Origin of the sequence: Streptomyces sp. NPDC026673 (assembly GCF_040638135.1) — a bacterium.
GTDB lineage: Bacteria > Actinomycetota > Actinomycetes > Streptomycetales > Streptomycetaceae > Actinacidiphila.
This window is the reverse complement of sequence record NZ_JBEZXR010000013.1, coordinates 22494-46944: the sequence shown is the minus strand read 5'-3', so window position 1 is coordinate 46944 and position 24451 is coordinate 22494. Positions and strand designations below refer to the sequence as shown.

The 24451-nt window shown below is 69.6% G+C and carries 16 protein-coding genes and 4 pseudogenes; 10 read left to right on the top strand and 10 right to left on the bottom strand.

What is annotated here, in order from left to right; all coding sequences use genetic code 11:
- Positions 1-224 precede the first annotated feature (224 nt).
- Entirely contained in the window at positions 225-578 is a 354-nt protein-coding gene (locus AB0F62_RS12670) for a hypothetical protein (RefSeq protein ID WP_361796220.1), read from the top strand.
- A gap of 182 nt (positions 579-760) precedes the next feature.
- On the opposite strand, the gene AB0F62_RS12665 is transcribed toward AB0F62_RS12670, so the two are convergent.
- Together AB0F62_RS12665 and AB0F62_RS12660 are read right to left on the bottom strand one after the other, a co-directional pair.
- Positions 761-2032 carry a hypothetical protein gene (locus AB0F62_RS12665; RefSeq protein ID WP_361796217.1) on the bottom strand — a complete coding sequence of 424 codons (1272 nt, stop codon included), beginning with the start codon at positions 2030-2032 and terminating at the stop codon, positions 761-763.
- Positions 2033-2399: 367 nt separating this feature from the next.
- A complete protein-coding gene (locus AB0F62_RS12660; RefSeq protein WP_361796214.1) occupies positions 2400-3578 on the bottom strand; it encodes an adenosylhomocysteinase in 1179 nt (392 codons plus the stop codon).
- 546 nt (positions 3579-4124) lie between these two features.
- Between AB0F62_RS12660 and AB0F62_RS12655 the strand changes: the two genes are divergently transcribed.
- The 3 genes from AB0F62_RS12655 (at position 4125) to AB0F62_RS12645 (ending at position 8674) form a co-directional block, all read left to right on the top strand.
- A complete protein-coding gene (locus AB0F62_RS12655) occupies positions 4125-5759 on the top strand; it encodes an ABC-F family ATP-binding cassette domain-containing protein (RefSeq protein ID WP_361796211.1) in 1635 nt (544 codons plus the stop codon).
- An 80-nt stretch (positions 5760-5839) separates the two neighbouring features.
- On the top strand, positions 5840-7495 hold the full coding sequence (locus AB0F62_RS12650) for an ABC-F family ATP-binding cassette domain-containing protein (RefSeq protein WP_361796208.1): 1656 nt from the start codon (positions 5840-5842) through the stop codon (positions 7493-7495).
- Positions 7496-8215: 720 nt separating this feature from the next.
- Positions 8216-8674, top strand: a complete 459-nt coding sequence (locus AB0F62_RS12645; protein ID WP_361796205.1) for a DUF4279 domain-containing protein — start codon at positions 8216-8218, stop codon at positions 8672-8674.
- Positions 8675-9203: 529 nt separating this feature from the next.
- Here AB0F62_RS12645 and AB0F62_RS12640 read toward each other — a convergent pair.
- Positions 9204-9593: a hypothetical protein gene (locus AB0F62_RS12640; protein ID WP_361796202.1), complete on the bottom strand. Its 390-nt coding sequence runs from the start codon at positions 9591-9593 to the stop codon at positions 9204-9206.
- Positions 9594-9717: 124 nt separating this feature from the next.
- On the opposite strand from AB0F62_RS12640, the pseudogene AB0F62_RS12635 reads away from it, so the two are divergent.
- Positions 9718-10065, top strand: a pseudogene (locus tag AB0F62_RS12635) (IS982 family transposase); the annotation flags it as partial.
- Positions 10066-10077: 12 nt separating this feature from the next.
- Here AB0F62_RS12635 and AB0F62_RS12630 read toward each other — a convergent pair.
- The 3 genes from AB0F62_RS12630 to AB0F62_RS12620 form a co-directional block, all read right to left on the bottom strand.
- Positions 10078-10719, bottom strand: coding sequence for a GNAT family N-acetyltransferase (locus tag AB0F62_RS12630; RefSeq protein WP_361796199.1), 642 nt, complete (start codon positions 10717-10719; stop codon positions 10078-10080).
- A 395-nt stretch (positions 10720-11114) separates the two neighbouring features.
- Positions 11115-11957, bottom strand: coding sequence for a GNAT family N-acetyltransferase (locus tag AB0F62_RS12625; RefSeq protein ID WP_361796197.1), 843 nt, complete (start codon positions 11955-11957; stop codon positions 11115-11117).
- Between the two features lie 127 nt (positions 11958-12084).
- On the bottom strand, positions 12085-12780 hold the full coding sequence (locus tag AB0F62_RS12620) for an alpha/beta hydrolase (protein ID WP_361796194.1): 696 nt from the start codon (positions 12778-12780) through the stop codon (positions 12085-12087).
- Between the two features lie 493 nt (positions 12781-13273).
- On the opposite strand from AB0F62_RS12620, the gene AB0F62_RS12615 reads away from it, so the two are divergent.
- Positions 13274-14068 carry an SDR family NAD(P)-dependent oxidoreductase gene (locus AB0F62_RS12615; protein ID WP_361796191.1) on the top strand — a complete coding sequence of 265 codons (795 nt, stop codon included), beginning with the start codon at positions 13274-13276 and terminating at the stop codon, positions 14066-14068.
- Between the two features lie 546 nt (positions 14069-14614).
- Here AB0F62_RS12615 and AB0F62_RS12610 read toward each other — a convergent pair.
- Positions 14615-15187: a TetR/AcrR family transcriptional regulator gene (locus AB0F62_RS12610; RefSeq protein ID WP_361796188.1), complete on the bottom strand. Its 573-nt coding sequence runs from the start codon at positions 15185-15187 to the stop codon at positions 14615-14617.
- A gap of 1487 nt (positions 15188-16674) precedes the next feature.
- Between AB0F62_RS12610 and AB0F62_RS12605 the strand changes: the two are divergent.
- Both AB0F62_RS12605 and AB0F62_RS12600 read left to right on the top strand, forming a co-directional pair.
- Positions 16675-17946: pseudogene (locus AB0F62_RS12605) on the top strand (PP2C family protein-serine/threonine phosphatase).
- Between the two features lie 257 nt (positions 17947-18203).
- Entirely contained in the window at positions 18204-19610 is a 1407-nt protein-coding gene (locus tag AB0F62_RS12600) for an ATP-binding SpoIIE family protein phosphatase (RefSeq protein ID WP_361796185.1), read from the top strand.
- A 162-nt stretch (positions 19611-19772) separates the two neighbouring features.
- On the opposite strand, the gene AB0F62_RS12595 is transcribed toward AB0F62_RS12600, so the two are convergent.
- The 3 genes and pseudogenes from AB0F62_RS12595 to AB0F62_RS12585 form a co-directional block, all read right to left on the bottom strand.
- Positions 19773-21179 (bottom strand): FAD-binding oxidoreductase, encoded by a 1407-nt coding sequence (locus AB0F62_RS12595; RefSeq protein WP_361796182.1) that lies wholly within the window; start codon positions 21177-21179, stop codon positions 19773-19775.
- A 479-nt stretch (positions 21180-21658) separates the two neighbouring features.
- Positions 21659-22222 carry an NAD(P)H-dependent oxidoreductase gene (locus tag AB0F62_RS12590; RefSeq protein WP_361796179.1) on the bottom strand — a complete coding sequence of 188 codons (564 nt, stop codon included), beginning with the start codon at positions 22220-22222 and terminating at the stop codon, positions 21659-21661.
- A 621-nt stretch (positions 22223-22843) separates the two neighbouring features.
- Positions 22844-22963: pseudogene (locus AB0F62_RS12585) on the bottom strand (AraC family transcriptional regulator); the annotation flags it as partial.
- 168 nt (positions 22964-23131) lie between these two features.
- Here AB0F62_RS12585 and AB0F62_RS12580 point away from each other — a divergent pair.
- Complete coding sequence (locus AB0F62_RS12580; RefSeq protein ID WP_361796176.1) at positions 23132-23611, top strand: transposase domain-containing protein; 480 nt, start codon at positions 23132-23134, stop codon at positions 23609-23611.
- A 4-nt stretch (positions 23612-23615) separates the two neighbouring features.
- A pseudogene (locus AB0F62_RS12575) lies at positions 23616-24368 on the top strand (IS4 family transposase); the annotation flags it as partial.
- Positions 24369-24451 lie beyond the last annotated feature (83 nt).

Genomic DNA, 24451 nt, shown 5'->3' with positions numbered 1-24451 from the left:
GCAGACAGCGTAGGCCGCCGCGCGAGGGCGGCCCGGCGATGCGCATGGAGACGTCGGCCTGGAAGCATCCTGAGACACGGAGGAGCTTTCGGCGTTACCGCCGCTCGGCTTGGCTCTGCTCGGGAAGCGGTGCGGTGGGGACTTTCGGCTGCACATGGACAGGGATCGTCGCTGATGAGGCGGGTGTGGAATGGCTTGGCTCCGTCATGGCCGTCCTCTGGGTCATGTTCCTCACCACGGCGTTGTTCGGGCTGTGTCTGGTGTTCAACGCGGCACGCATGCGCCGCCGGTTGCGCCGACACCCATGGAGGTCGTATCCGGTCAGTGTCAGGCCGCCAAGGCTGGCAGGCCCCGTGGTCCGGCTGCGCCCATCGGACGGTGACAAGGTGTTCGTCCAGGCCGTGGTGTCGCTCAACTTCCGCTGGCATCTGGTCCAAGGCAGCGCCACGCTGTGGTTCTGCGGCTTTCCCGGACGAGGCGGTGTTCTGGCTCCACCCGGTGGAGCGCCCTTGCTGTGGGCCCGACGCATCCGCATTCCGTATGCGCGTCGCCGTCTCGAGCGAGCTCACGACGCGTGAGTCGCAGGGCGACAACCGTTGCCCGGGCCGGGAAGCTGGACGAGGAACGGAGGGCGGTACCCGACGCCCCCCACATACGCCGTCAACCGCCGGTATCCGCTGCAGCACAGTGAACGGTCGGGTCGCGCGACCGACTTCGCGGCCGGCTGCCGCCCAAACGAACTGCGGACCGGTCGGGGCGATCATGTCTGGGCGTCGGACGCTTGGTTGATGGCCGCTCGCAGCTGGAGCCAGGTGGGATCTTCTGCCGTTGCGCTATCAGTCGTTGCCAGATCGTCCGGTCTCCAGGTGCGATCCCCGTCTGTGACGACGAGGTGGTCCTCCAGGTCGCCGCCGTCCGGCACTTCTGACGTCGTGTCGAGGAACGCCGAGACCGCTGACGCGGCAGCCGTGGACGCGTCAGCGTCGTCCGCGGCACCGGTCTTCGCGGGGTTGGACCGCGCGGACACGAGCATGAGGTCGCCGCCGCCGAGCGCGACGGCGAGTTCGCCGGTCGCCGTGCCGGCCAGCGCGGAAACCGGCGATCCGCTCCGCAGATCGTGCTCGACCGCACGTGGAGTCGTGATGTCGACCTCGACCAAGGCCCCGGTGGGTGTCCCGACCCAGAGCACGCCGGGCCGGGCTCCGAACGCGATGTTGTGCCGCGACCAGGCGCGCATCTGGTCGAGCCACTCCTGCGGATAGGGGTAGCCGGGGCAGGGGTCGCCAAGGGTCGTGGCGAAGGCGCGCTGAAGCGACGGGAACTCGAACACCTCAAGCGTGTTCTCGTAGGCGTTGCCCCGGATCGCGACATGCCGTCCGTCCGCGCTGAACAGGGGTGTCTCGTAACCATCGACGTCCAGGATCAGAGCCCGTCGCAGCAGACGCATCGCACCGGTCGCCGCCCCGGTATCGACCCGCGCGAAGAGCGCATGCGTCGCACCCTGGTCGCTGGTCAGCGTGACCAGCAGTCCGCCGCCAGGGTGGTGGGCCACACCGGTATCCCACGGTCGCCCCGAACCGATGGTCCCCGACGTCAGGTCGATGACGTCCGAGCTGTCCCAGCCCTCGTCCGAGGACGGCGATGCCCACAGCGTCCTGCCGTCCGGACTGAATGCCACACTGCGGTAGTCGGCGGTAGGGGGAACACCGTCCACCGCGCAAAGCCCCGCAGGAGTCCACTGGACCACGCCGCACTCACCGCCCGCCACCACCAACCGCGGCTCCTCGGGATGCCAGGCCAGTGCGGGTGTCCGCTCGATCCGCTCCCAGCCGAAGGCATCGCCGTAGCCCTCCGACTCGGCACCGACACAGCCGAGTTCGCGCAACTGCTCCGCCTCACAGCTCCATATGCGAACCGCCGGACGCTCCCCGTCCAGGCCGGCCACCAAGGGAAGACGCGGATGGCACACCAAACGCTCGACAGGACTTCCACTGCTGACGCGCACACGCGAAAGGGTTTCAAGATCGGTCACGCCGGCACCCTAACCGCGGGGTCTGACACAACACCCGACGAGCGGTTCCCCCAGAAGGCCATGGCCGCCTCGGCCGGGTGCCATTCGAGGGCCGCGCAAAACCACCGGATCGGGAATGCCGCCGGCCACTCGCTGACGGCGGTTGCGCCGTTGAACAGGGCGCGATCTGCCTTCCCATCCCCCGTGACCATCGTGGTGCTCTGGCGAGCATCACGATGGTCACGGAAGCGGTGGCTGCGTTGCCCGGACGCGGGAGCGGCTGCCCGATCGAACGGGGCCACACTCTTGGGCTCACGCCTGCCGGCGCTGCACGGAGGCCGGCGGCCAACGTCCTTCGCGCGGCCCGCGTTTCGAGCGGCGTGGCCGGTCAGGCACTCAGCAAGGCGACCAGGTCGGTGGCCACTTGGCGGTCGATCGGCGCCGGGACGGCCTGTACTCCCGGGGTGAGCCGATGCTCCGCTGCCGCGGTGAGAGCCGCCAGGCTCCTGGCCTGGAGAGTGAGTCCGAGGTCCATGGCCTGGATGGGGTTCCCCTTGGCAGCCGTCAGGTTGATCATCTTGGTGTCGGCCAGGACGACGACCTCTCTGCCGTCCTTCAGACGGTGAACGGCGCGTTCCCGGCCACTGGCTCCCGAGCGCTCGACGGTCAGCGTCCGCTCGGCCAGAGCCTCGGTGTCCATCTCCCAGGGCATGTGCCCGACGCCGGCGATCACCGTGCCGTCCGCGAGAACGTCCAGTTCTGCCGCGCCGATGACACCGGGGTGCCCGGTGGCGAGGAACAGCAGCTGGGTCCCGGGCAGGAGATCGCGCAACGCTCCCACCGCATGCCCCGCCATGACGGCTTCGAGCGCGCGGTACGGGTCGATGTCGGCCACCGAGACACGAGCGCCGAGTTTGGCGAGGGTGTCGGCCACCCCCTTGCCGCACGGCCCGTAGCCGACGACGGTCGCGCGCGCTCCGGGGAGCATGAGGTTGGTGGCGTTCATGAAGCCTTGCACGACGCTCTGCCCGACACCGTACTCGTTCTCGACCAGCAGCTTGAGCCGGCTGTCGTTGATGACGATCACCGGAAAGCCCGGCTGGGTGTCCCAGGAGCGGATGCGCAGTCCGCCGGTGGTCGTCTCCTCGGTGGCCCCCACAAGGGAGGGCAGACCACCCCGTGCGAGCACGCCCTCTATCAGGTCGCCTCCGTTGTCGAGGATCAGGTCGGGCTCGGAGTCCAGCACACGGGCGATGTTGTCGCGGTGCTGCTCCAGGCTGTCCGAGCGATGGCCGATGACGTGCACGCCCGCGTCGCGCAGGGCAGCGGCCGTGGCCTCCTGAGTCGTACCCGGAGAACCCGTGAGCGTGACATGGGCGCCTGCCCGGGCCAGGTGGGACACCAGCACGGCGGTCTTGGGTTCGATGTGCAGGCAGATACCGATCCGCCGGCCGGCGAAGGCGCCGGCGTGGGTGCGCATGGTCGCCGCGAGCAGCGGCATGTGGCGGGCGGCCCACTGGGTGTCGTCATGGGTGATCGCGAAAGGCGCAGCAGGGGACTGGGACATGACAGGTTCCTTGGCTGTGAAGAGGGCGTTGGTGCGTGCACCGCGTGCACGAGGTTGCGCGGATGCGAACCAACGCTTCAGCCGTAGAACTCGCTGCGGTAGGAGTGGTCGCCGAAGATGCACAGGCGGCGGCTTCTTCCGATCATGCTCATCGGGGCCTCCCTCCCGTGGAATCGGTCACCGGACCTCTCCGGCGACGACATCACGGCGCAGGTTACACGTATAACCAGCGCCGTGGCCACCAGGTACGGCAAGCGCGGCCGCGTCCCCCTCGGCTCGGCACAACCACCGCAGCGGCACTCGTCATCCGGCTCCCAGCAGATGGACCGGAACGTGTTGTTATGCTGGCGGCTGACACAGGACCGGCAATGAGGAGCACAGACGTGGCGGGTGACGACGACATCTCCGGGTGAGATCCGGATCTGACGGCCACCGGCCGGCGCTCAGGAGCGCTGCCGAGGTGGTCCGTTTCGTCGTACCCCCTTCTCCCACGTCTGCCCGGGGCAGAGGTCTACGCTCTGCCCTCGTACCTCCGAGGTCATTTCCATGTCCGACGCCGCTGTCGTCTGCTCGAACGTCTCCTTCGCCTGGCCCGACGACACCCCCGTCTTCCACGAGCTGTCCTTCTCCGTGACCCCCGGCCGCACGGGCCTGGTAGCGCCCAACGGCTCCGGCAAGAGCACCCTGCTCAAGCTGATCGCCGGTGAGCTGAAGCCCGCCGCGGGCTCGGTGTCGGTGAACGGCACGCTCGGCTACCTCCCGCAGACCCTGCCCCTGACCGGCGACCTCACCGTCGCCGAGGTGCTCGGCGTCGCCGCGGTGATCCGCGCCCTGGACGCCGTGGAGTCAGGGGACGTCGACGAGAAGCACTTCGCCACCATCGGTGACGACTGGGACATCGAGGAACGCACCCGCGCCCAGCTCGACCGTCTGGGACTGGCCGACCTCACCTTGGATCGCGGCCTGAGCACGCTGAGCGGAGGCCAGGTGGTCTCCCTCGGGCTCGCCGCCCAGTTGCTCAAGCGTCCCGACGTCCTCCTCCTCGACGAGCCCACCAACAACCTCGACCTCCAGGCCCGTCACAAGCTCTACGACGTGCTGTCGGACTTCAACGGCTGTCTGCTCCTGGTCAGCCACGACCGCGCGCTGCTGGACCGCATGGCGCGCATCGCCGAACTCGGCAGCGACGAACTCCGGCTGTACGGCGGCACTTTCACCCAGTACGAGGAGACCGTCCGCGCCGAGCAGGAGGTCGCCGAGAAGAACGTCCGCAACGCCGAGCAGGAACTGAAGCGGGAGAAGCGGGAACTGCAGCAGGCCCGCGAACGCGCCGAGCGCCGGGCGAGCAACGCCGCCCGGAACCTGAAGAACGCCGGCCTGCCGAAGATCTTCGCAGGCACCATGAAGCGCGGCGCGCAGGAGGCCGCGGGCAGGTCCGGCACGCTGCACGCCTCCCGGGTCGGCGATGCCAAGGCCCGCCTCGACGAGGCCGGGCGGGCCCTGCGCGAGGAGCAGCGGCTCACGCTGGAACTGCCCGACACCCAGGTGCCCGCCGGCCGCAACCTGTTCCTCGGCGAGGGCATGCAGGTCCGCCTGGGCGACAAGGAGGTGTTCGCGGCGGGCGGCGTCGACCTGAGCGTCCGAGGCCCCGAGCGCATCGCACTCACCGGGCCCAACGGCGGCGGCAAGAGCACCCTGATGCGGCTGGTCACCGGGGTTCTCGCCGCGGAGAGCGGGGAGATCAAGCGAAACGACGGGAGGATCGCGTACCTGTCGCAACGCCTGGACCTGCTGGACCTGGACCGCACTGTGGCGGAGAACTTCGCCGCGTTCGCGCCCGAGCGGCCCGAGGCGGAGCGGATGAACCTGCTGGCCCGGTTCCTCTTCCGCGGCGCGCGAGCCCATCTGCCGGTGGGTGTCCTCTCCGGAGGCGAACGGCTGCGCGCCACCCTGGCCTGCGTGCTGTGCGCGGAGCCCGCCCCGCACCTGCTGCTCCTCGACGAGCCCACCAACAACCTCGACCTGGTCAGCGCGGGCCAGCTGGAGAGCGCGCTCAACTCCTACCAGGGTGCCTTCATGGTGGTCAGCCACGACGAGCGGTTCCTCGCCGAGATCGGGATCAGCCGCTGGCTGCGGCTGGCCGACGGGGTACTCAAGGAGACGGGGGCACCGGCGGTGTGAACCGCCGACGTGTGACGTGGTCCGCGTCCGAGGCCGTGCGCCCGGCGGGCCGAGAACCGATCACGCCAGGACGGTACCCCGTGCCCCAACCCGCTCTGCTCGCCCACGACCTCGTCCGTGACCTCGGCGGACGTCGCGTCCTCGACGGTGTCCGCCTCACCGCCTCCCCCGGTCACCGCATCGGCCTGATCGGGGAGAACGGCGTCGGCAAGTCCACCCTGCTGCGGTTGCTCGCCGGAGTGGAAGAACCCGACGCGGGAAGCGTCACCCGCCCCCGCGATGTCGGCTTCCTCCATCAGGAGATGTCGTTCGACGCGGACTCCACCCTCGGCGCCGTCGTGGACGAGGCGCTGCGCGAGGCCCGTGAGGACCTCGCCGAACTCGAGCGGCTCGGCGAGGAGCTGGCCCGCGTCCCCGAGGACGACCCCGGTCACCGGGAACTCCTCGACAGCTACGGCAGACGTCTCGAACAGGCCCAGGACCGCGAGTCCTGGGACGCCGACCGCCGCGCCGCGCTGGTCCTGGACGGCCTCGGCCTGGGCGCCCTCGGCCACGACCGGAGCCTTCGCACGCTCTCCGGCGGGCAGCGCGGCCGGCTCGCCCTGGCCGCGCTGCTGGTGCGGCGGCCCTCCGCGCTGCTCCTGGACGAGCCGACCAACCACCTGGACGACGACGCCGCCGCCTTCCTCGAGGCGCAGATCCGGTCGCTACCCGGCACCGTGGTGGTCGCCAGCCACGACCGGGCGTTCCTCGACTCCGTCACCACCGACCTGATCGACCTCGACCCGGCGCTGAACGGACCCGTCCGCTACGGCGGCAACTACAGCGCCTACCTCTCCGAGAAGCACGCCGAGCGGCAGCGCTGGGAGCGGCGGTACGCCGAGGAGCAGGAGGAGCTGGAAGAACTGCGCGAGTCGGTGGGCGTGACCGCGCACCGGGTCGCCCCGGACCGGGGCCGCGTCGACAACGAGAAGATGGGCTACGGCCATCGCGCCGGCCGCGTGCAGAATTCCGTCTCCCGCCGGGTGCGCAACGCCGCCCGGCGGCTGGAGGAACTGGAGCGCACCCAGGTCACCGAGCCACCGCGCCCCCTTCGGTTCGCCGCCGGGGAGCTGGCAAGGGGGGCCGAGCAGAGCACGGAACCGCTGGTGACGCTACGGGACGTACGGGTGCCGGGACGGCTGGAGCTGGACCGCCTAAAGGTGGCGGCGACCGACCGCCTGCTGGTCACGGGCGGCAACGGGGCCGGCAAGTCGACGCTGCTCGCCGTCCTCGCCGGACAGCTCCGGGCCGAGGGCGAGGTGCACAGGCGGCGCGACGTGACGGTGGGGCTGCTCACCCAGGACACCGTGTTCCAACGGCCCGCACGCACCGTCCGCGACACCTATGAAGCGGCGGTGGGTCACGCGCGGGCGGTGAAGGTGCCGCTCGGCTCGCTCGGCCTGATGCACGGGGCCGACGTGGACAGACCGGTCGGGGACTTGTCGGTGGGACAGCGCCGCCGGCTGGCGTTGGCACTTTTGGTGGCCCGCCCGCCGCACCTTCTGCTGCTCGACGAGCCCACGAACCACCTCTCCCCCCGCCTGTGTGACGAACTGGAGGAGGCGCTCGGCACCGGACCTGGCGCCATCGTGGTCGCCAGCCACGACCGCTGGCTGCGCCGCCGGTGGCAGGGCCGGGAACTTCGGCTGGCCCCTGGGCTCGACCGGCGGACGAGCGACATGACAACCCGCTGACTGTGAAGGTGGAGATGGCGCCGCCCCGGTGGTGTGACCCGCCGGCTGACCGCCGCTTGCCGTCCTGTTGATGATTTGTCGGCCGTCCGGGGCGGTACCGGGTCAGGCGCAGCAGCCCGGCCGGGCCGGCGCCGGGGGCCCGGCCGGCGTCAGCGGAGAAGTCCGCGACCACGACGTGCCGACCGCCGTCGGTGGGGACCTCCCCCAGGGCGATGGCGTAGGGGACGCCGAACGGGTCCGTGAACGTCGCCGACACGCGAGCCGTGACGTTGCTCCCGCTCGGTCGGCTGCCGGAGTCCGAGGCTTGCGTACGGACGGTCAGGAGAAGGCGCACGATGTCGCGGGGCAGGGTGAACCCTCTGTCCCGCGAGGCGGCTGGCGTTAACGGCGCTGCCCGAAGCAGTTGCCCCACCGGAACTGCCGCTGCCGAGCCTGACCGAACGAAGAACCGCCCACCTGCCACCCGACCAGCGTGCCCTTCCAGCGCTTGAACGCTGGGACCAGCTGCACCAACGACCCGGAAGGGAACCTCGATGACCGGCCCGCACCACACCCTGACCGAGCCCGCCTCCGACGCCGCCATCGACACCCCCTGCCGCGTCCTGCGGCTGCCGACCATGAGGGCCCAGTTCGCCGACACCGTCACCCGCGCCGAACGCGAGCACCTTTCGATGGACAGACCCTCAGGCGGCCGCGCGGCCGCGTCGGTAGTCTCCGCGGGTGTCGTTGACTCAGTACGTCTACTTTGCGATTTCCAGCGTGGGCACCACCGCCGACGAGATCACCCAGTTGCTTGGCGTGGAACCGGACGAGGTCACGGTGCGGGGCAGCATAACCACCTCACCTCACACCATCCCGTTCTGTCACTGCTGGAAGGTTCTCTGCCGCGAGCCCGGCCTGCCAGTCGATGAGCAGATCGACCAGGTCATCGGCAGGCTCCGGCCCCGCATGGAGGCGCTCACCAATCTGACAACCCGTCTCGCAACCGAGGAGGGCCCCGGGGGCGCGATTCTGCAGGTCCAGCGCTACTTCAACCGGCATGACAAGCAGCCGTCCGGCTCGCCGGACGACACGAACCTCTTCGGCTGGCACCTGGACCGCGCGGTGGTGGACTTCCTCGCCGCAACCGGCGCAGATCTGGATGTCGGCGAATACGACATGACGCCCAGCGACGACTGACACCGCTCCCTTCAAAGCGGGGCCACTCCGGGCCGGAACACGAGGGCCCGTCGCAGCAAGCCGGGGCCAGTTCAGACCGGAAAAGTGGGGCCATACCAAACCGTTAATGCCAGGCGGCGTCCTGAGGCCCCAGGGAGCGGAGCACCTGCCGGAACGGCCGGTCGGTGAGGTCGTCGCGCAGGTCGGTCACCCGGGAGGCCGCCGCGGTGTCCATCGCCTCGCGGCCCCGGGGCCGCCGCGGTGACGCCGGGTATGTGGTCGTAGACGCCGCCCTGTCCGAACGGCACGGTCGAGGTGTCGGCCACGCGGACGTCGGCGCCCACGGCGAAGTCCGCCTGGTCGCTCTGGGATTCGCTCCCACGTGGCGTTCTCGCCGATCGCGAACATGCTGATCGACACCGCGAGAACCAGCAACAAGGCGGGTCCCGCTCCGCGCCCGGTACGCCGCTGGGTGGGCGTCGGCCGAAGCCACCGCGAGACGGTCAGTCGGCGTGCTGGCGGCCCTGGTTGTCGAGGTGGCAGCGGACGGTCAGGCGTCAGGATCGACGTCGGGGTGCGTGAACCGCACGGGCTTGCCCAGCGACCGGGCGTAGGCGATTTCGGCTCGGGTGCTGTCTCCGATGTAGTCGCCGACTACGAGCACCTCATCGGCGAGCCGGATCTTCGCCCGGTGCAGATCGTCGAGTCGAACCTTCAGCGCCTCGGCCTCGACAGGATCAGACCAGAGTTCGTGTGGCGACTTCATGTCACAGCCCGGTTTGACGACAATCCTTCCGGCTGCGGTCTCCCGTAGATCGGCCTCGTTCATCTCGGTCATGAAGCGGGTGGAGCCGCAGATCACGACGATACGCGGGAGGCTCAACAGCTTCTTCGCCTCGGCGAGCTTCTCCTCTGGGGTGAGCAGTTGCGGGTATGACACCGGTTCCTCCTGGTGGTGTGGTCCAAGGGATGCCTGCGGAGACGAGAACGAGGGTGTCCAAGATCGTTTTGTGGCGAACGACGTGGACACCCTCGTGACAGCACCCTATGCGACGACCGACGACATGCCGAAGGAACATCCCGACCTGGCGCCGTGGCGCCCACCGGTCGGCATTACGCCCCGCCTGAGCGATGCCGAACTGGTCACCCTCGCCACGATGCAGGCCATACTCGGCTACACCTCCGAGACCAAAGTGGCTCCGCCATGCCCGTGCCCACCTGCGCCACCTCTTGCCCTACCTGCCCCAGCAGCCCGGCGACAACAAGTTTGGGTCGTGGACTCCACCCCGGTGGGATGCGGCCGCTCCCGCGAGACCGTCAATCGCTCCGACCTGGCAGGTTGGGCCGGATACGGCTACCGCGCCGGCCACAGCTGGTTCTTCTGGGGCCTGCGCCTGCACCTGGTCTGCACTGATCGCCTACGATCACCGGCCCCTTGGACTGGACATCTGGACGGGGAAGGTGAAGAGGCGGTACTGCGCAACGTCGACGAATCCGAATCGCCGGTACAGCGGCTCGCCGGCCGGGCTCGCGGCGAGCGCCGCCAGCCGCATACCGCGGTCCTGTCCCACTTGGAGCGCTGCCGCGGTCAGTGCTGTGCCGATGCCGTGTCGGCGATGGGTTTCCGCTACGTGGACGAGGAAGATCCCGGCCACGTCGTGGGCTGCGATCACCACGGTCGTCCCGACGACGCGGTCCTCGAGAACCGCCGCCAGGCGGACGATGTCCGCGTTGTCCCGACGTTGCGACTCGATCCGCACGATGTCGGGTTCAAGGATCGGCGCGACGCCCATGGACCTGCTGTAGGTGCGTACCAGTTCCGGCAGTCGATCGTCATCGGTCACCGCCTCGATCCGCAGGCCAGCCGGTGGTTCCATCGGATCCACCGCCTGGTCGAGCGGTCTGACCATCACCGGGATTGTGGTGACTTCATGTGCTCCGCACTCGGCGAGCGCGGACGACGTGCCCGCGGGGCTGTCCGGACCGACCCACCACCACCAGGGCACTCCCGCGAGCCGCTCTCGCGCGGTGGCGGTGATCTGCTCGACCGCGTCCAGGGAGCGCACACGGACCACTCCGTTGAACTACGGCTGCGCCAACCCACTGCGGAAGCAGTCGAGATGACCGTCACCGCGGTCCGTCACGCCCCACCCGGTCAGGTACTGCCGGAAGTTGGCGGTCACGCAGGCCATGCTCGCGGGGTTCCACAGGTCTCGCGGCGCACTCCTGCCCGGGAACGCGCCCGCCGCGAACGGTTCATCGGCCCCACTTGATACGTTCGTCATGGGTGTTGCCCATCTCTGTCTGAAAGCCTCGGACCTGGGGCGGCCCGAGGGCATCTCGTGGCTTGTCCGGCCGGCTTCACACTGGTGCTTCACCGACCGTGTGATCCAGCCGTCGGGTCGTTGTCTCCGCGCACGGCCATTGCCGGCGGCCGTCGACGGCGCCGGATCTTTCGGTGTCAGGGCATCACGATTCGGTAGTCCGAGACGGGGCGGAATCCGATGCGCTGGTAGACGCTGTTGCTCGTCGGGTTGGCGAGGTCGGTGAAAAGGAGGACGTGTTCCGCGCCGGCGTCGCGAGCCGCTTGGGAAACGGCTGCGGTGACGGCGGAGCTGTAGCCCCGGCCGCGCTGTCCGGGCAGCGTGTAGACAGGGGTGAGGCGGGCTGCGCCGGCGACCACCGAGGTCATGGCGGCCATGGCCACTGGTTCGTCCCCGACCGTCCACAACCGCCAGCCGCCGCGGCTCAGCCGCTCGTCGATGAATGCGTCGAGATCGGCTCCGAGCGAGCCGGCTTCCGTGACGAAACGGGTGCACCAGTCGTGGAGGAGAGCCCGGTCACCGTCGGTCGCCGTCCGCGGTGCCCCCTGTGGGGCGACGCCGGTACGCACGAGCTGGTCGAGACGGTACAGGCGCAGGTGCGGTCCGTACTTCGGCGCGCAGCCAGTAGTCGTCTGCCACGCTTCGGAGAAGGCGCGGACCGATGAGTCGTCGGCCAGGAACTGTGTGAGCGGCTGAGCCCGGGTGGACAGGAGTGCGGCCAGGTGCGTTGCCGCGGCCTGGGAAAGGCGGCTCGCGGTCAGCAGGTGCGGTGGCATCCACACGAACGCGGCCGTCGTCGCGGTCTCATTCGGTTTCCGCCACCAGCCCAGCACCGTGGGCGGGGCTTTGTCCCCGGACCGCAGTTGCTCGATCGTGTCGAGCCCGGACAGCAGCATGGTGTGCAGGTCGGGACGTGCGGCGAGGAATGCCCCCGCCTCGGAACGAAACACTTCGGGCTTGTCCGTAATGGACCAGGTCAAGGGATTCACTCTCTCCTGCCCGCCAGGAGGCGGGGCGGGGCGGGGCGGCAACGCGCCGTGCCGCTTGAACGGTTGGCGCTCCCAGCTGCGGCAGGTGCGACCGGCTCGCCATATGGTCTCGGCCGGGTCAGGGCAGGGTGAGTTCGTGCCTGATGAGCCGAGCCAGTTCGGCGGGCCGGGACAGGAAGGGTGAGTGTGAACTGTCCAGGCGCAGTGTCCTGTTGGCGCGCCGGGAGAAGAGTTCCTGGACGAAGGGCGGGATGGCCTTGTCCGCTTCGCAGATGATGTAGGTGCTGGGAATCGTGTGCCAGGCGACCGCGGTCAGCTCCTGGGTGGTGGCTGCGTAGGACTGATAACCCAAGGCCGCCGCCGCCTTCTCGGCGACGATCTCGTTGACGTCACCGTAGAACACGTCAACCGGGCCCGTGACCGTGAGGAAGTCACCGGCATCCTCCTGCCGATGGAACTCCCACCAGGGTGCGGAGCTGCCGCCCACACTCGACAGCAGGGAGTCTCCGGCGTCGAGCTGGAAGGCGGCGAGGTAGACAATGCTCTTGACGTTGGGAGTATCGGCGAGCGCCTGGGTGGCGGGGATACCACCATAGGAGTGGGCGACGACGACCACAGGCCCCTCGATCGCCTCGACCGCGCTCTTGATGGCGGCCGCATCGGAGTACATGTCGCCCAGTGTCTTGGGATCCTCACCGGACGAGGTGAGAGTCACCGTGTGGACATCGATGCCGGACAGGTCATCGATGAGGAGTTGCAGATGTTCGGGCTTGTGCCACGCTCCGGGCACCAGCAACAGCGACGGCAGGGGCATTCGAACCTCATGGGACAGGGTTGGACATGATGAGCGGGCCCATCATGTAGCCGCTCACCGCTCGGCGTCCACGTGATAGATGTCACCAATGATCTATAGAGTGATGCGCCGGCCAGCCCCCGACCGCAGGCGAAGCGGGCACGCACGAGGCGTTCATCTCGGGCAGAGCCGACTCGCGGCCGGGGAGCGAACCGAGGTGGCCGGCCGGTTCCCCGCAGGAGCGCGCACGAGCTGACGCTTCGTTCGCTCGACAAGCGGCGGGCAGGCGCATGCACCACAGGCCCCGACCACCGGCGGCACCGTCGGGGCGCAGGCGCCGGCGGGCGGCCGCACGCCACCGACCCCCGGCGCGCGGCCGCACCGAAGTACCCACACCCTGAGGGAGGGTTCGCCGGCCGCACCCCGTTCGGCAATCAGCGAGGTGGGCAACCATTCACACTTAGATTATGATGACTATCTAACTGGGAACATCGACCGAGGAAAGAAGATGACCATGTCCACACAGAAGACCGGGACGGCACTCGTCACCGGCGCGACCGCGGGTCTGGGTGCCGCCTACGCCGAGGAGCTGGCGGCACGGGGGCGCAACCTGCTGCTCGTCGCTCGCGACCACGCGAGGCTGGAGTCCTCCGCGGCGGACCTTGCGGAGCGCTTCGGCGTCGGGGTCTCGGTGCTGAGCGCCGACCTGGCCACACCGAAGGGCATGCGGAGCGTCGAGGACCGCCTGGCGGCCGACCCCTCGATCGACATGCTGGTGAACAACGCCGGCAGCGCCCTGTTCGGCCCCCTGTCCGCGGCAGACCCGGACCGGCTGGAGTGGCTTATCACGCTCAACCTGACGTCGACCACCCGGCTTGCGGCTGCCGCCGCGAGGGCGTTCTCCAGCCGGGGCTCGGGCACGATCGTCAATGTGTCCTCCGCCCTCGCCCTCAACATCCTGCCCGTGGGGGCGGCGTACAGCGGGACCAAGGCATATGTCATCGCGTTCACCCAAGCCCTGGCGCAGGAGTTCGCCGATTCCGGCGTACGGGTGCAGGTGGTGGTGCCGGGAGCCCTGGAGACGGCGATCTGGGACGGCTCGGGCATCGAACTGGACCAGCTGCCCAAGGAGGCCGTCATGGCACCCCGCGATGCCGCGCGGGCCGCGCTCGCCGGCCTCGACGCCGGCGAGCTGGTCACGATCCCCTCACTGCCGGAGTACGCCAGGTGGGAGGAGTACGAGAACGCCCGCCAGGCACTCATCCCGGGCCTGTCCTTCACACACCCCGCCGGACGCTACGCCCGCTGACAGCGAGGGCGGGCACGTTCTTCCCAGGGCCGGGGGCCAACCGCCCCCGGCCCGCGTCCTGCGCCCTCGGACGGGAGCCGACATGAGGTCCGGCTGCTTGCCGTACGGCACCTCGAGAGCGCTCATGCCGGTTCGCGACCTGGCGCGGTGCGCGGTGGGACCCGGTCAGCGAACCGCCACCACGCCCCATGGGTCCCGGTCTCGCAGTCGAGGGCCGTCCGGACCGGGAGCCGCCGGCGAAGCGCGGATACCGCCTGCCACCCGAGGGCGACACCTGGGCGCGGGGGCCGGTACGCCGACGTCCCGAGTACCGGCGCCGGACCCACGTCACGGCCCGGAGCAGCCGGGGAGCGGGTCACTCCCTCGCCACCGGTCGTGATGACCCCCGAGCGCAGGACCGCCGAGTCGGGGCGGCGAACAGACCGCGCCTTCGGGACGCCATACGAGCCGGCCTCAGGGCCGGCGACACGGGGCGCACCCTGCCGATACGACGCACGCAGCCCCGCGGGACGCGAAACCGGTCAGGACACCGAGGTGGCGTACACGTCAGCCGTCCGCCGGCTGACCACTGTCGGCAGCCCTCGCTATCGCGGCATGTGAAGCCCGCAGGATCTCTTCCGACAAGGGCGTGCCCGCGGTGGCGCGGGCGAGAAGTATGCCGCCGACGAGCGTGGCGTAGGCGGCCAGACCCGCGTCACCAGGCGCGATCCACCCCGCGAGCTCCTGGACGCCCCTGGCGTAGGTCTCCCTGTGCTCGGGCTCACGCGCGACATCGCCCGCGAAACCGGCTGCGGGGCAACCGGTGCCAGGGTTGTCGCGATGCTCGACGGAGAAGTAGGACTCGATCAGCGACTGCCACGCCGCCGGATGCTCCCCGGCCTCCTGGTCCAGAGCCACGAGGTCTTGCAGGTTGTCGGCGAACGCCTTGGCGGTCGCTTCGTCGACAAGCGCAGCCTTGGAGGCGAACTGCTTGTAAAAGCCGCCCTGGGTGAGTCCGATCGACTTCATCACATCCGCGATGCCGACCTTGGCCACACCGTCCTCACGGAACAGCCGAGAGGCCGCGGCCACCACTCGCTCTCGGTTGACCTTGGCTTCTGCTTGCGAGACGCGACTCATGCATCACCCTCCGTATTGCCGACCGGCCATCTACCGCGTCGCGGGCTGTTACGACGACCAGCGGGCCAACAACCCCCATCTTAAGATTATGCCTGACGTCTATCGCCTGCCGCAGCCGCTCACCGGCCGCGATCCCGCCCGGGCCCGCAGGGCGACGGTCGATCTTCCGGCACCCGCCACCATCCCGCCGCACCGGCGCGTGAGCACAGCAGACCGTTCACGCTCCAGAGAGCACGAACGGCACCCCGCATGTAAGATGGCAGCCACAATCTAACACTCGCGCCGTCGCCCGGGGCGACCGAAGTGGGCGCCCACCTGCGCAAGCTCCCTTGCGTCACGGCAAGCAACCGAGGGGCGAGGAAGCGCCGAAGCGGGCGCCATGGCACAGCGCCTTGACCTCATCGCACTTCCGGGCGGCGCGGTTCGGCGGTGCACCCCCGAAAACGCCGATCGGACAGACACCCGCCCCCGTGATTCAGGGCCGAGTGAGGACCGTCGCGGAGAAGCCGCGGGAAGATCCAGCCGGGCGGCCCACCGCCGATTCCCCTTCCCGCTTGTCCGCTCTGCCCGTGGGTCCTCTCGGCAGGACCCCAGTCGAGTCACTCTCCGATGGGCACTGATCCCAGCCGCCGGGCCCGTCAGGCGAGACCCGCGAGACGCCCCAAGGGGGACGCGAAGGAGGCAACCATGACGCCATTCGGAACGCCGGCCGAGAACGCCGCCGGGCGGGTACTCCAGGTCACGCATACCGGACCGCTTCTCGCCGGAAACGCCGTACCAGCACGCGTCGGACCTCGTCCACCTGGCCGACGCGCCGCCATCGACCGTGGTGGGCAAACCGTTCGCACAAGGCCCCCACCACCCCGAAGGCCGGTGCCCAGAGGTGCCGTTGAGGCCCCCTCCCGTCGCCGTCAGCGGCCGGCCGACCCGAGTGGCGTTCGAAACCGCCATGACCACACCGGCCCGCGAGGCCGCGCGCCCCAGCATGTCGCCCCGACCGACAGCAGACCCCGGCCCGGCCCAATGGCCTTTCACGCTCCCCTCAACGAAGCGTGGTTGGATGCGGCGTCACGCCGGCTGCGCCGGTCCCGGACGGAGAGGGCGGTGGCTCGCTTGACGCGCCGAACCGGACGTCGCACTGTTGAATCGCATGTCGATAAATATATTCCACTATGCGGAACTGTGAAGGGTGGCGGAGCTGTGATCCAAGCGGAGCCGCGCAGACTCCGAAGACGTCACAGCACCGGCCTGGCCCCTCACATGGTCTGCCTGCCTGTCCGGGACAGAACCGACTGACCCCTTGCGCGCTGCGTGCCGCAGTGAACGGCAGACGCACCGGGTCTCCCGCTCGGGCTGTCCCCCTGGCCGGACGATCACCGGTTTGACCGGCGCCTCGTCACGAGAACCGTTCGCCGAGGGCGCACCTCCGGCAAACTCATCGGGCCTCATCTCACCCCTCCACGCCGCGATGGCACGAAAGCCGCGCCATGTTGATACGACGCAGCCCTTCCACGAGAATCCGGTCACTCCCCGGACTCCCGACGCACCTCCTCCCGCGCGCTCACGTCACCAACCGCGCGGCCGATGACGGAGTCCGCCTGCTCTCGGCAACCGGCCCCGAAGTCCCCAAGCCGCCGGGGGCCCATGGCCGCGGCACCGGGCTTTTGGGCATGCGCGGCCAGGCGATGCCTCCGCTCCTGCTGATCGCGGCCATCACCTCGGGTGCGTCGTTCGCGCCCCTTGCGGTTCACCTGTCCCCGCTGCTCGTGGCGGCCCCCACGTGCACGGGAACGTTCGCGCGAACGCGCTTCACGGCCGTCGTCGCGCTCCTGGCAGCCGCGGCGGTGCTCCTCGTGGACCGCCACGACGGCCTGCTCCACTCGCCACTGCTGCCCATTCACATCGGGGCAGTGCTCATCGTCTCCGCGTTCGTCATCGCCTCCCGTGCCCTGCACGACCGCGACTTGCGGGAACTTGCCCAAGTGCGGGCTGTCTCCGAAGCAGCCCAACGAGTGCTGCTACGGCCGATCCCCCCGGAGCTGGGCCCCTTCCACGTCGCCTCGATGTACCGCGCCGCGGCGGCACACGCACTGGTGGGCGGTGATCTGTACGCAGCGGCCCGCACCGGCCACACCACACGCGTCCTCATCGGAGACGTCCGCGGAAAGGGTCTTCCAGCCATCGACGACGCCTCCGCCGTCCTGGGCGCTTTCCGTGAGGCCGCCCGGCAGTACCGCACACTCCCGGAACTCGCGGCCTCTCTGGAACGCAGCGTTCGCGGGCACCTGAGCGAGCTGACCCCTATCGCCCCCGACAGCAGCTAGCGCTTCGTCACCGCCCTGCTGATCGAACTCCCCGACGACGAAGAGATTGCCAGAGTGGTCAGCTGCGGGCACCCGCCACCTCTGCTGCGCCGGGGCAGCCAGGTCACCCTACTGCCCGTCACCCGGCCCGCCCCGCCACTGGGGCTCGCAGCGGACACGCCCAACGCCTTCCGCCTCGATACCGTCGCCTTCGGCCCCGGAGACACGCTGCTGCTCTACACCGACGGCCTGGCCGAGGCCCGCGACGCCGCCGGCGAGTTCTTCCCCGTCCTCGACCGTGCCGGTACATGGACCTGGGACTGCCCCAGCCGCCTCGTACAGCACGTCAGCATCGATGTGGAACGACACGCGGGCAAGAACCTCCAGGACGACCTGGCCCTTGTCGCCGTCCACCATCCGACGCACCCCGTCCACGCCGGACAAGCGCCACCGTGAACATCCACAACCCGAAGGCCCGCACGCCCGCGCACAAGACCCCGACCCTTGCGCCACGCACCACGCGCATCGTCTCGCGGGCACCGCGCACCACCTCAGAAGGGACGGTGACGAGGATGGCCACGCCCAGACTCCTCCTGCTCCGGCATCCGAGTGCACTGCTCGCCGTGTATCTCGCCGCGACCTGCGCACTGCAGCTGAAGGCCTCTGCCGTGGGCTCGGTCCGCTGGTCGGACTACTCGGTCCCGGCACCCCTGATGGCGGCAGCCCTGCTCCCCATCAGACACACCTTGATCGTCGGAGCTTCCACGCTGGCGGCCAGCGTGGTCATCTACGGTTTCGCGATTCCGGGCGTGTCGGAGGGAGGCCGAACGGTTGTCATCACCGCGGCCCTCATGTCTCTGGGCATGAGCCTGCTCATCTGCCGGGTCCGGCTCCGCCAGAAGGCCAGGTGCGTCTTCGCTGCACGTCCCGGAGGAGGTGAGGAGGCGGGCCGGATCGCCTCCGCACCACATCAGGCCGCCGGCGATCTGTGCTCCCCCCTCCTGGCGAGTGGACCGCCGCCCGGGCGCCTGCCGCAACCCGCGGCCGTGGAACTCGCCTACCACCGTTCCGATGGCGGAAGGCCGCAGGCCCACTGGCTGGACGCGATCCCACTGTCCGGAGCCCGGGTGGCGCTGGTCGCCGGCAGCGTGACCGAGGACGGATACCCCGCCCCCGCCCTGGTGCCCGAACTCCGTGCCGCGGTGCGAACGCTGGCGGACATCGACGTGCAACCGGACGAGGTGCTCACCCATCTCCACGACGTCATACATCGGTTGCGGCCGGACGAGAGGGTCCACGACGTCAGGGCAAGTTGCCTGTACGTCGTCTACGACCCCGTCACCGCAGACTGCGTCCTCGCTTGCGCCGGGCATCCCGCGCCCACCGTCATCGCCCCCGATGGTGTGATCACCGCCGTCGACCTTCCTGCCGGACTACCGCTTGGTCGCGCGCGAACGAAGGTCGAGACCGCCGAAATCCGGCTCCGGAAGGGCAGCGTGATCCTGCTGCACACGCACTCCGCAGAGCCACCCGATTCCGAGACCGAGACCGATCGACTCACGGTTCCCGAACGCATTGTCGAGCCGGAGTCCTCGCTCACAGCCACCTGCCGTGCCGCCTCGGAGGCTCTTGTGGCGGCGGGAGCGCCACGCCCGCTGCGTGTGCTCGCCGCCCGTACCCGCACGCTCGACGGCACCACCGTGGCAACGTGGAACCTCCCGGCCGACCCGGCGGCCGTCTCTGTCGCGCGAGAACATGTCACGGCCAAAATGAGGACATGGGGCTTGGACGAGGCCATCCCCACCGCCGTCCTCATCGTCAGCGAGCTGGTCACCAATGCCATCCGCCATGCCCAGCCACCGGTACACCTCCGCCTGATCCGCTGCGCCACGAGCCTGACCTGCGAAGTCACCGACGGCAGCACCACATCCCCGCACCTTCGACGCGCCCGCACCCTCGACGAAAGCGGCCGGGGACTGTTCATCGTCGCCCAGCTCACCCACCGCTGGGGAACCCGCCATCATGCGCAAGGCAAGACCATCTGGGCCGAGCACTCCCATCAGGCCGATGAACCCGTCGAGGAGGAGGCGCGGGCCCTGCGGGCCGGGCTCCTTTCGTGATGGCCCCCGCCCACCGGGCCTCACAGCAATCCAGGGCCACTTCGTCCCGACAGCGGCAAGGACCCGCACCGGGCCCAAGGTCACCCCCCGGGGGCCGGACGGACGAGCCCGGCCCCCTGGCCCCAGCCCCGGTCCCGGTCCCGGTCCCGGAGGCCGAACCCCTCAGCCGGGCAGGATGTTGTGGTTCACCCGGAACATGTTGGTCGGGTCGTATGCCTTCTTCGCGGCGGTCAGACGCCGGTAGCGCTCAGCGCCGTAGACCTCGCTCAGCCGCTCGGGGTCGGTGGCCTCCTCGACGGAGAGGAAGTTAACCATCCTGCGCCTGTCCGCCCAGGGCTCCATCGCGTCCATCACCTCGTCGAGTTTGCCGCTCAGGAACTCGGCCTGGTCCGGGGCACCCACGCCGAATCCGAAGAGGACGAAGGGAAGCCCTCGGCTGGAGACGGCGTTGGGTACCGCGGGCTCACGGTCGAGCGCGCCGCCGAGCATGCGGATCTCGACGCTCACCAGCGGGGAGTCCGACCCGGGGCCGAGCAGTTCGATCAGCTTGTCGGCCGCCTCGGCGGGAAACGCGCGCAACATGGTCGTGCGGTCGCAATACGGCATCGGCGTCGGAGGGTCCCTGTGGATGGCGCCCATGGCGGAGTAGGGCATCTCACCCACGGCGTCGATGAGCGCCGGGGCGGCCGCGCGCAGGGGTGCGATCAGCCGCTCGCCCTCGGCCACCGGACCGAGGTAGGCGATGCGCACGTGCACCACGAACGCCCCCCGGAGGGGCTCCGGCAACTCGGGCAGCGGAGGCAGGCGTTGCACGGCCACCGAGGAGGACATCTCCTCCGGCATGTCCGACTGCCAGGTACGCCAGGTGTGCAGCACATCGGCGAGTCGTTCGCCGGGGAAGTAGATCCCGCCGCCGTGGAAACGAGTCAACGGGAACAGGTCGAACTCCAGCGCGGTGACAACGCCGAAATTGCCCTTCCCTCCGAGCAGAGACCAGAAGAGTTCGGGATCACTGTCCGCCGTTACATGACGCAACTCGCCGTCAGCGGTCACCACTTCCAGCGAACGGACATGGTCCGCCGCGTATCCCCGGCTCCGGCCGAGGACCGGACTGAGCCCGCCCCCGAGGGTGTACCCGGCCACGCCCACCAGCGGAGCCGAGCCGCTCATCGGGGCCAGGCCGACCTCGGCGGCCTGGTCGATCACCTCCTGCCAGATCACACCGGCCTCGACCCGTGCGCGTCGCCGGACGGCGTCGACGGTGATTCCCTTCATACGCCGGGTACTGATCAGCACGCCGCCCCGGGCGGGGCCGACCTGTTGGTGCCCCGTGGTCTTCACCGTCACAGGCCGGCCCTGCCGGGCCGCGAAGCGGATCGCCGCCTGTACGTCGGCCGCGTTGGCGGCACCGACCGCGAGCGCGGGCTCCAGGGGGACGTTCAGGTTGTAGATCCGGCACTCGGCGTCGTACCCCTCGTCGCCGGGCAGCAGAACCGGACCGCTCACCCGCGATGCGAGTTCGGCCACCTCGGCGGGCGACACGCGCGGGAGCAGATCGTCAAAGGTCATGAGTTCCTCGTCAAATGGTGCCGCGAGACAGCTGCCTGCTGGGTCATCCCGCGGCTGCGAACCGAAGCCGCACGGGGCGAGTAAGAAGCCATACGCCTGGCAGGTGGACAACGAGCACTTACATTACACCAATGATCTAACGTGTCTTGATGAGCGGCCGGCGAGGACCACGCCGTTGCCGCGCAACTGCTCGCGCCCCGCGCCCCGGAGGCCGTCGTCATGGTGGACGCCGAGCACGGCATCGTCACGCCCCAGGCGCCGACCAGACGCCACGGGGGGGCTTCAGCGCAGATCACATCCCGGCGCACGGGACAGTCCCCCGTGGCACCCGGGCCGCAGAACCCGGCCGGGACCGGCCGTCCGTACCCGGCTCGACCGGCCTGTCGGCCGAGACCCCGTCTCGCCCGGTACGCACGCGAAGCCGGTCGGGGACGTCAGCAGGGCCAGCCAGGGAGACGGGGTACTCGGACAGCGACCGATCAGGCGTTGGCGCGCAAGGGCTGCAGGGCCTTCGACCAGCTGACGACCTGGTCGAGCATGGCTTCCAGCGTGTGCTGGTGGTGCGGGCCCGGTGTGAAGACGCTGTAGTCCTCGAAGTCGGCCAGGAGGGACAGCGCGACCTGCGCACGCACCGTGGCGATCTGCAGCTCGCTCGCGATGAGACGGAGGTGCTCCACGGCGCGGATGCCACCACCGGAGCCGTAGCCCACAAATCCCGCTGCCTTGTTGTTCCACTCCGCGTACAGGTAGTCGAGCGCGTTCTTCAGGACGCCCGTGGTGGAGTGGTTGTACTCAGGGGTGACGAACACGAAGCCGTCGAACTCGGCGATCCTCGACGCCCACGCCTTGGTGTGGTCGTTCTGGTACTGCCCGAGCGACGGGGGAAGCACCTCGTCGAGGAGCGGCAGCGGGTATTCCGCCAGGTCCACGAGCTCGAACTCCGCGTCGGGACGCTGCTTGGCGATACCGAGAACCCAGTGCGCCACGGCGGCGCCGTTGCGCCCCGGGCGAGTGCTGCCGAGGATGATCGCAATCTTGGTCATGTCGTGCCTTTCGTCGGTACGGCGCACCTCAGGCACGGAAGCGGTGCCCGGCGCCGGGATGTGACGTACGTCGGAAGCCCCGGCGCGGTTCCGGTACGGAGCCCACCGAGAAGGTGACCGGGAGCCGGGTGAACCCACTCCCCACCAAGGAGAGCGCTCGCGAGGTGACCCTCCCGGGACGTCCCCTCTCGTCGGCCAGCGCGCAGGCTCGGCGCCAACGACGTCGTCGGCGGGGACAGTAGGACGAAGCAATCGAGAAAGGCAACCAGGAAGAATGCCGGATATCTCCGGCGATGGGCGCGAGTTGCGGGCCGGCGCACCGCCGGCATCAAGCGCTCGCGAGCCGCCCACCAGTCGCCTGTTTCAGCCGCATTCGCCCTGTGACGAGGGGTGCGCGGTGTCAGCGGCACGTCATGCGGCGCAGGGGCTTGGCACTCGGGCGGCCGACTCCTCGGAACCATGCCGCGGACGCGAATCCTTGCACGGCAAGGCAAGCCGGCAGGCGGATCCGTGCACAGCAAGGCAATACGACGACCAGCGTGCCGCTTACCTTGGAGACGGCGACGGTCGGGGCGATCCGGACTTCGGGCGGCGCCGCACGGGTGGCGATGGGACGTCCGCTCAGTCTGCCGCTTGTTGCGACCGCCACTCGTGGGGGCTCATCCCGTACGCCGCTTTGAATACGCGACTGAAATGGGGTGCGCTGGGGAAGCCCCACCGGTGGGCGATCGCCTCGATCGTCATGAATCGATGTCACCAGATCGAGTGGGGCCAGACCGCGTGCACCGCGGCCTTGACCCAATACCACGAAGCTTAAGTTAATCATGGAATGGTCGGGACGCCGCTTCGTCGGGGAACGGCCCGGTGTGCTGCTCAACGCCACATCAGGCGCGCGGCTAGGGTTGCCGCATGGCTCAGGGGTCCGTGGAATCGGATGGTTCGGTCGCGCGACCGGACCAGGTGTCGTTGGGGGTCGTGGTTGCGGCGGTGCCGCGATTCAAGGTCGATGAGGCCGCAGCGGTCTGCGGGGTGGCGGAGCAACGCCGCGGCGGGAAGCTCCCTCCTCACGTGACCGCCTATCTGACGATGGCGCTGTGCCTGTTCTCCGACGACGCGGCCGAAGAGGTTGCGCAGAAGGTCACCGGGTCGCTGTCGCAGTTCGGCGTGTGGGACGCCGCGTGGGAGCCGCCGACGTCGTCGGGGATCACTCAGGCGCGCAAGCGGTTGGGCCGGGACGTGCTGAGGGAGACGTTCTACCGGGTGGCCGAGCCGGTAGCTACCAGCGAGACCCGGGGCGCGTGGCTTCGCGGCTGGCGGCTGATGGCCATCGACGGATTCGACCTCGGACTCAGCCGAGAGCGCAGCCGAGTTCGGCTACGCCGGCAATGATCAGACCCGCTCTGCCTTCCCCAAGGCCCGGGTGGTGGCCGTCGTCGAATGCGGATCGCACGCCTTCGTCGACGCCGAGGTCGGTCCGTGGAACCGCAGCGAGAAGGCGATGGCCACCTCGCTGCTGCCCTCGATCTCCAGTGACTGGCTGCTGCTGGCTGATCGGGGCTTCTACAGCTTCGCCGCGTTCAGCGCCGCCGCCCAGACCGGGGCGGCGCTGTGCTGGCGGGCACCGACGCAGCTGTCGCTGCCGGTCCTGAAGGTCCTGTCCGACGGTACGTATCTGTCGGCCCTGGTTGATCCCCGTCTGCGCGGCCGCCAGCGGGAGGAACTCCTACAGGAGGCGAAGTCCGGCGCGAAGCCGGACCCGGCCGCAGCCCACGTGGTGCGGATCGTCGAGTACGACGTCCCCGACCGCGACGCCGGTGAACTGATCTGCCTGATCACCACGATCACCGAGCCAGAGGCCGCAACCGCCGCCGAACTGGCGGCTGCCTACCATCAGAGGTGGGAGGAGGAAGCCGCGAACGGCCAACTGAAGACGGTTCTACCCGGCCCGGGGAAGGTGCTGCGGTCCAAGAGCCCGGACCTGGTCCACCAGGAGATCTGGGCCTACCTGCTGGTCCACTACGCGATCAACTCCCTGATCTGCCAAGCCGCGACCGGCGCCGACATCGACCCGGACCGGATCAGCTTCCTCAGGACCCTTAACATCGTCCGCCGCACCGCCACCGGGACGGCGGCCTTTCCCCCCTGAACGCTGGGAAGCGGTCAAGACGGAGGTCCTCGCCACCTTTGCCGCGCGCCGAAACCGCAACCCAGCGCGCCGCCACCGGTCCT

Coding starts and splice junctions, on each gene's coding strand:
- AB0F62_RS12595 (WP_361796182.1), bottom strand. CDS start 21,179: ATGACCTTTGACGATCTGCTCCCGCGCGTGTCGCCCGCCGAGGTGGCC.
- AB0F62_RS12615 (WP_361796191.1), top strand. CDS start 13,274: ATGTCCACACAGAAGACCGGGACGGCACTCGTCACCGGCGCGACCGCG.
- AB0F62_RS12655 (WP_361796211.1), top strand. CDS start 4,125: ATGTCCGACGCCGCTGTCGTCTGCTCGAACGTCTCCTTCGCCTGGCCC.
- AB0F62_RS12670 (WP_361796220.1), top strand. CDS start 225: ATGTTCCTCACCACGGCGTTGTTCGGGCTGTGTCTGGTGTTCAACGCG.
- AB0F62_RS12660 (WP_361796214.1), bottom strand. CDS start 3,578: ATGTCCCAGTCCCCTGCTGCGCCTTTCGCGATCACCCATGACGACACC.
- AB0F62_RS12610 (WP_361796188.1), bottom strand. CDS start 15,187: ATGAGTCGCGTCTCGCAAGCAGAAGCCAAGGTCAACCGAGAGCGAGTG.
- AB0F62_RS12620 (WP_361796194.1), bottom strand. CDS start 12,780: ATGCCCCTGCCGTCGCTGTTGCTGGTGCCCGGAGCGTGGCACAAGCCC.
- AB0F62_RS12600 (WP_361796185.1), top strand. CDS start 18,204: ATGGCGGCAGCCCTGCTCCCCATCAGACACACCTTGATCGTCGGAGCT.
- AB0F62_RS12580 (WP_361796176.1), top strand. CDS start 23,132: ATGGCTCAGGGGTCCGTGGAATCGGATGGTTCGGTCGCGCGACCGGAC.
- AB0F62_RS12590 (WP_361796179.1), bottom strand. CDS start 22,222: ATGACCAAGATTGCGATCATCCTCGGCAGCACTCGCCCGGGGCGCAAC.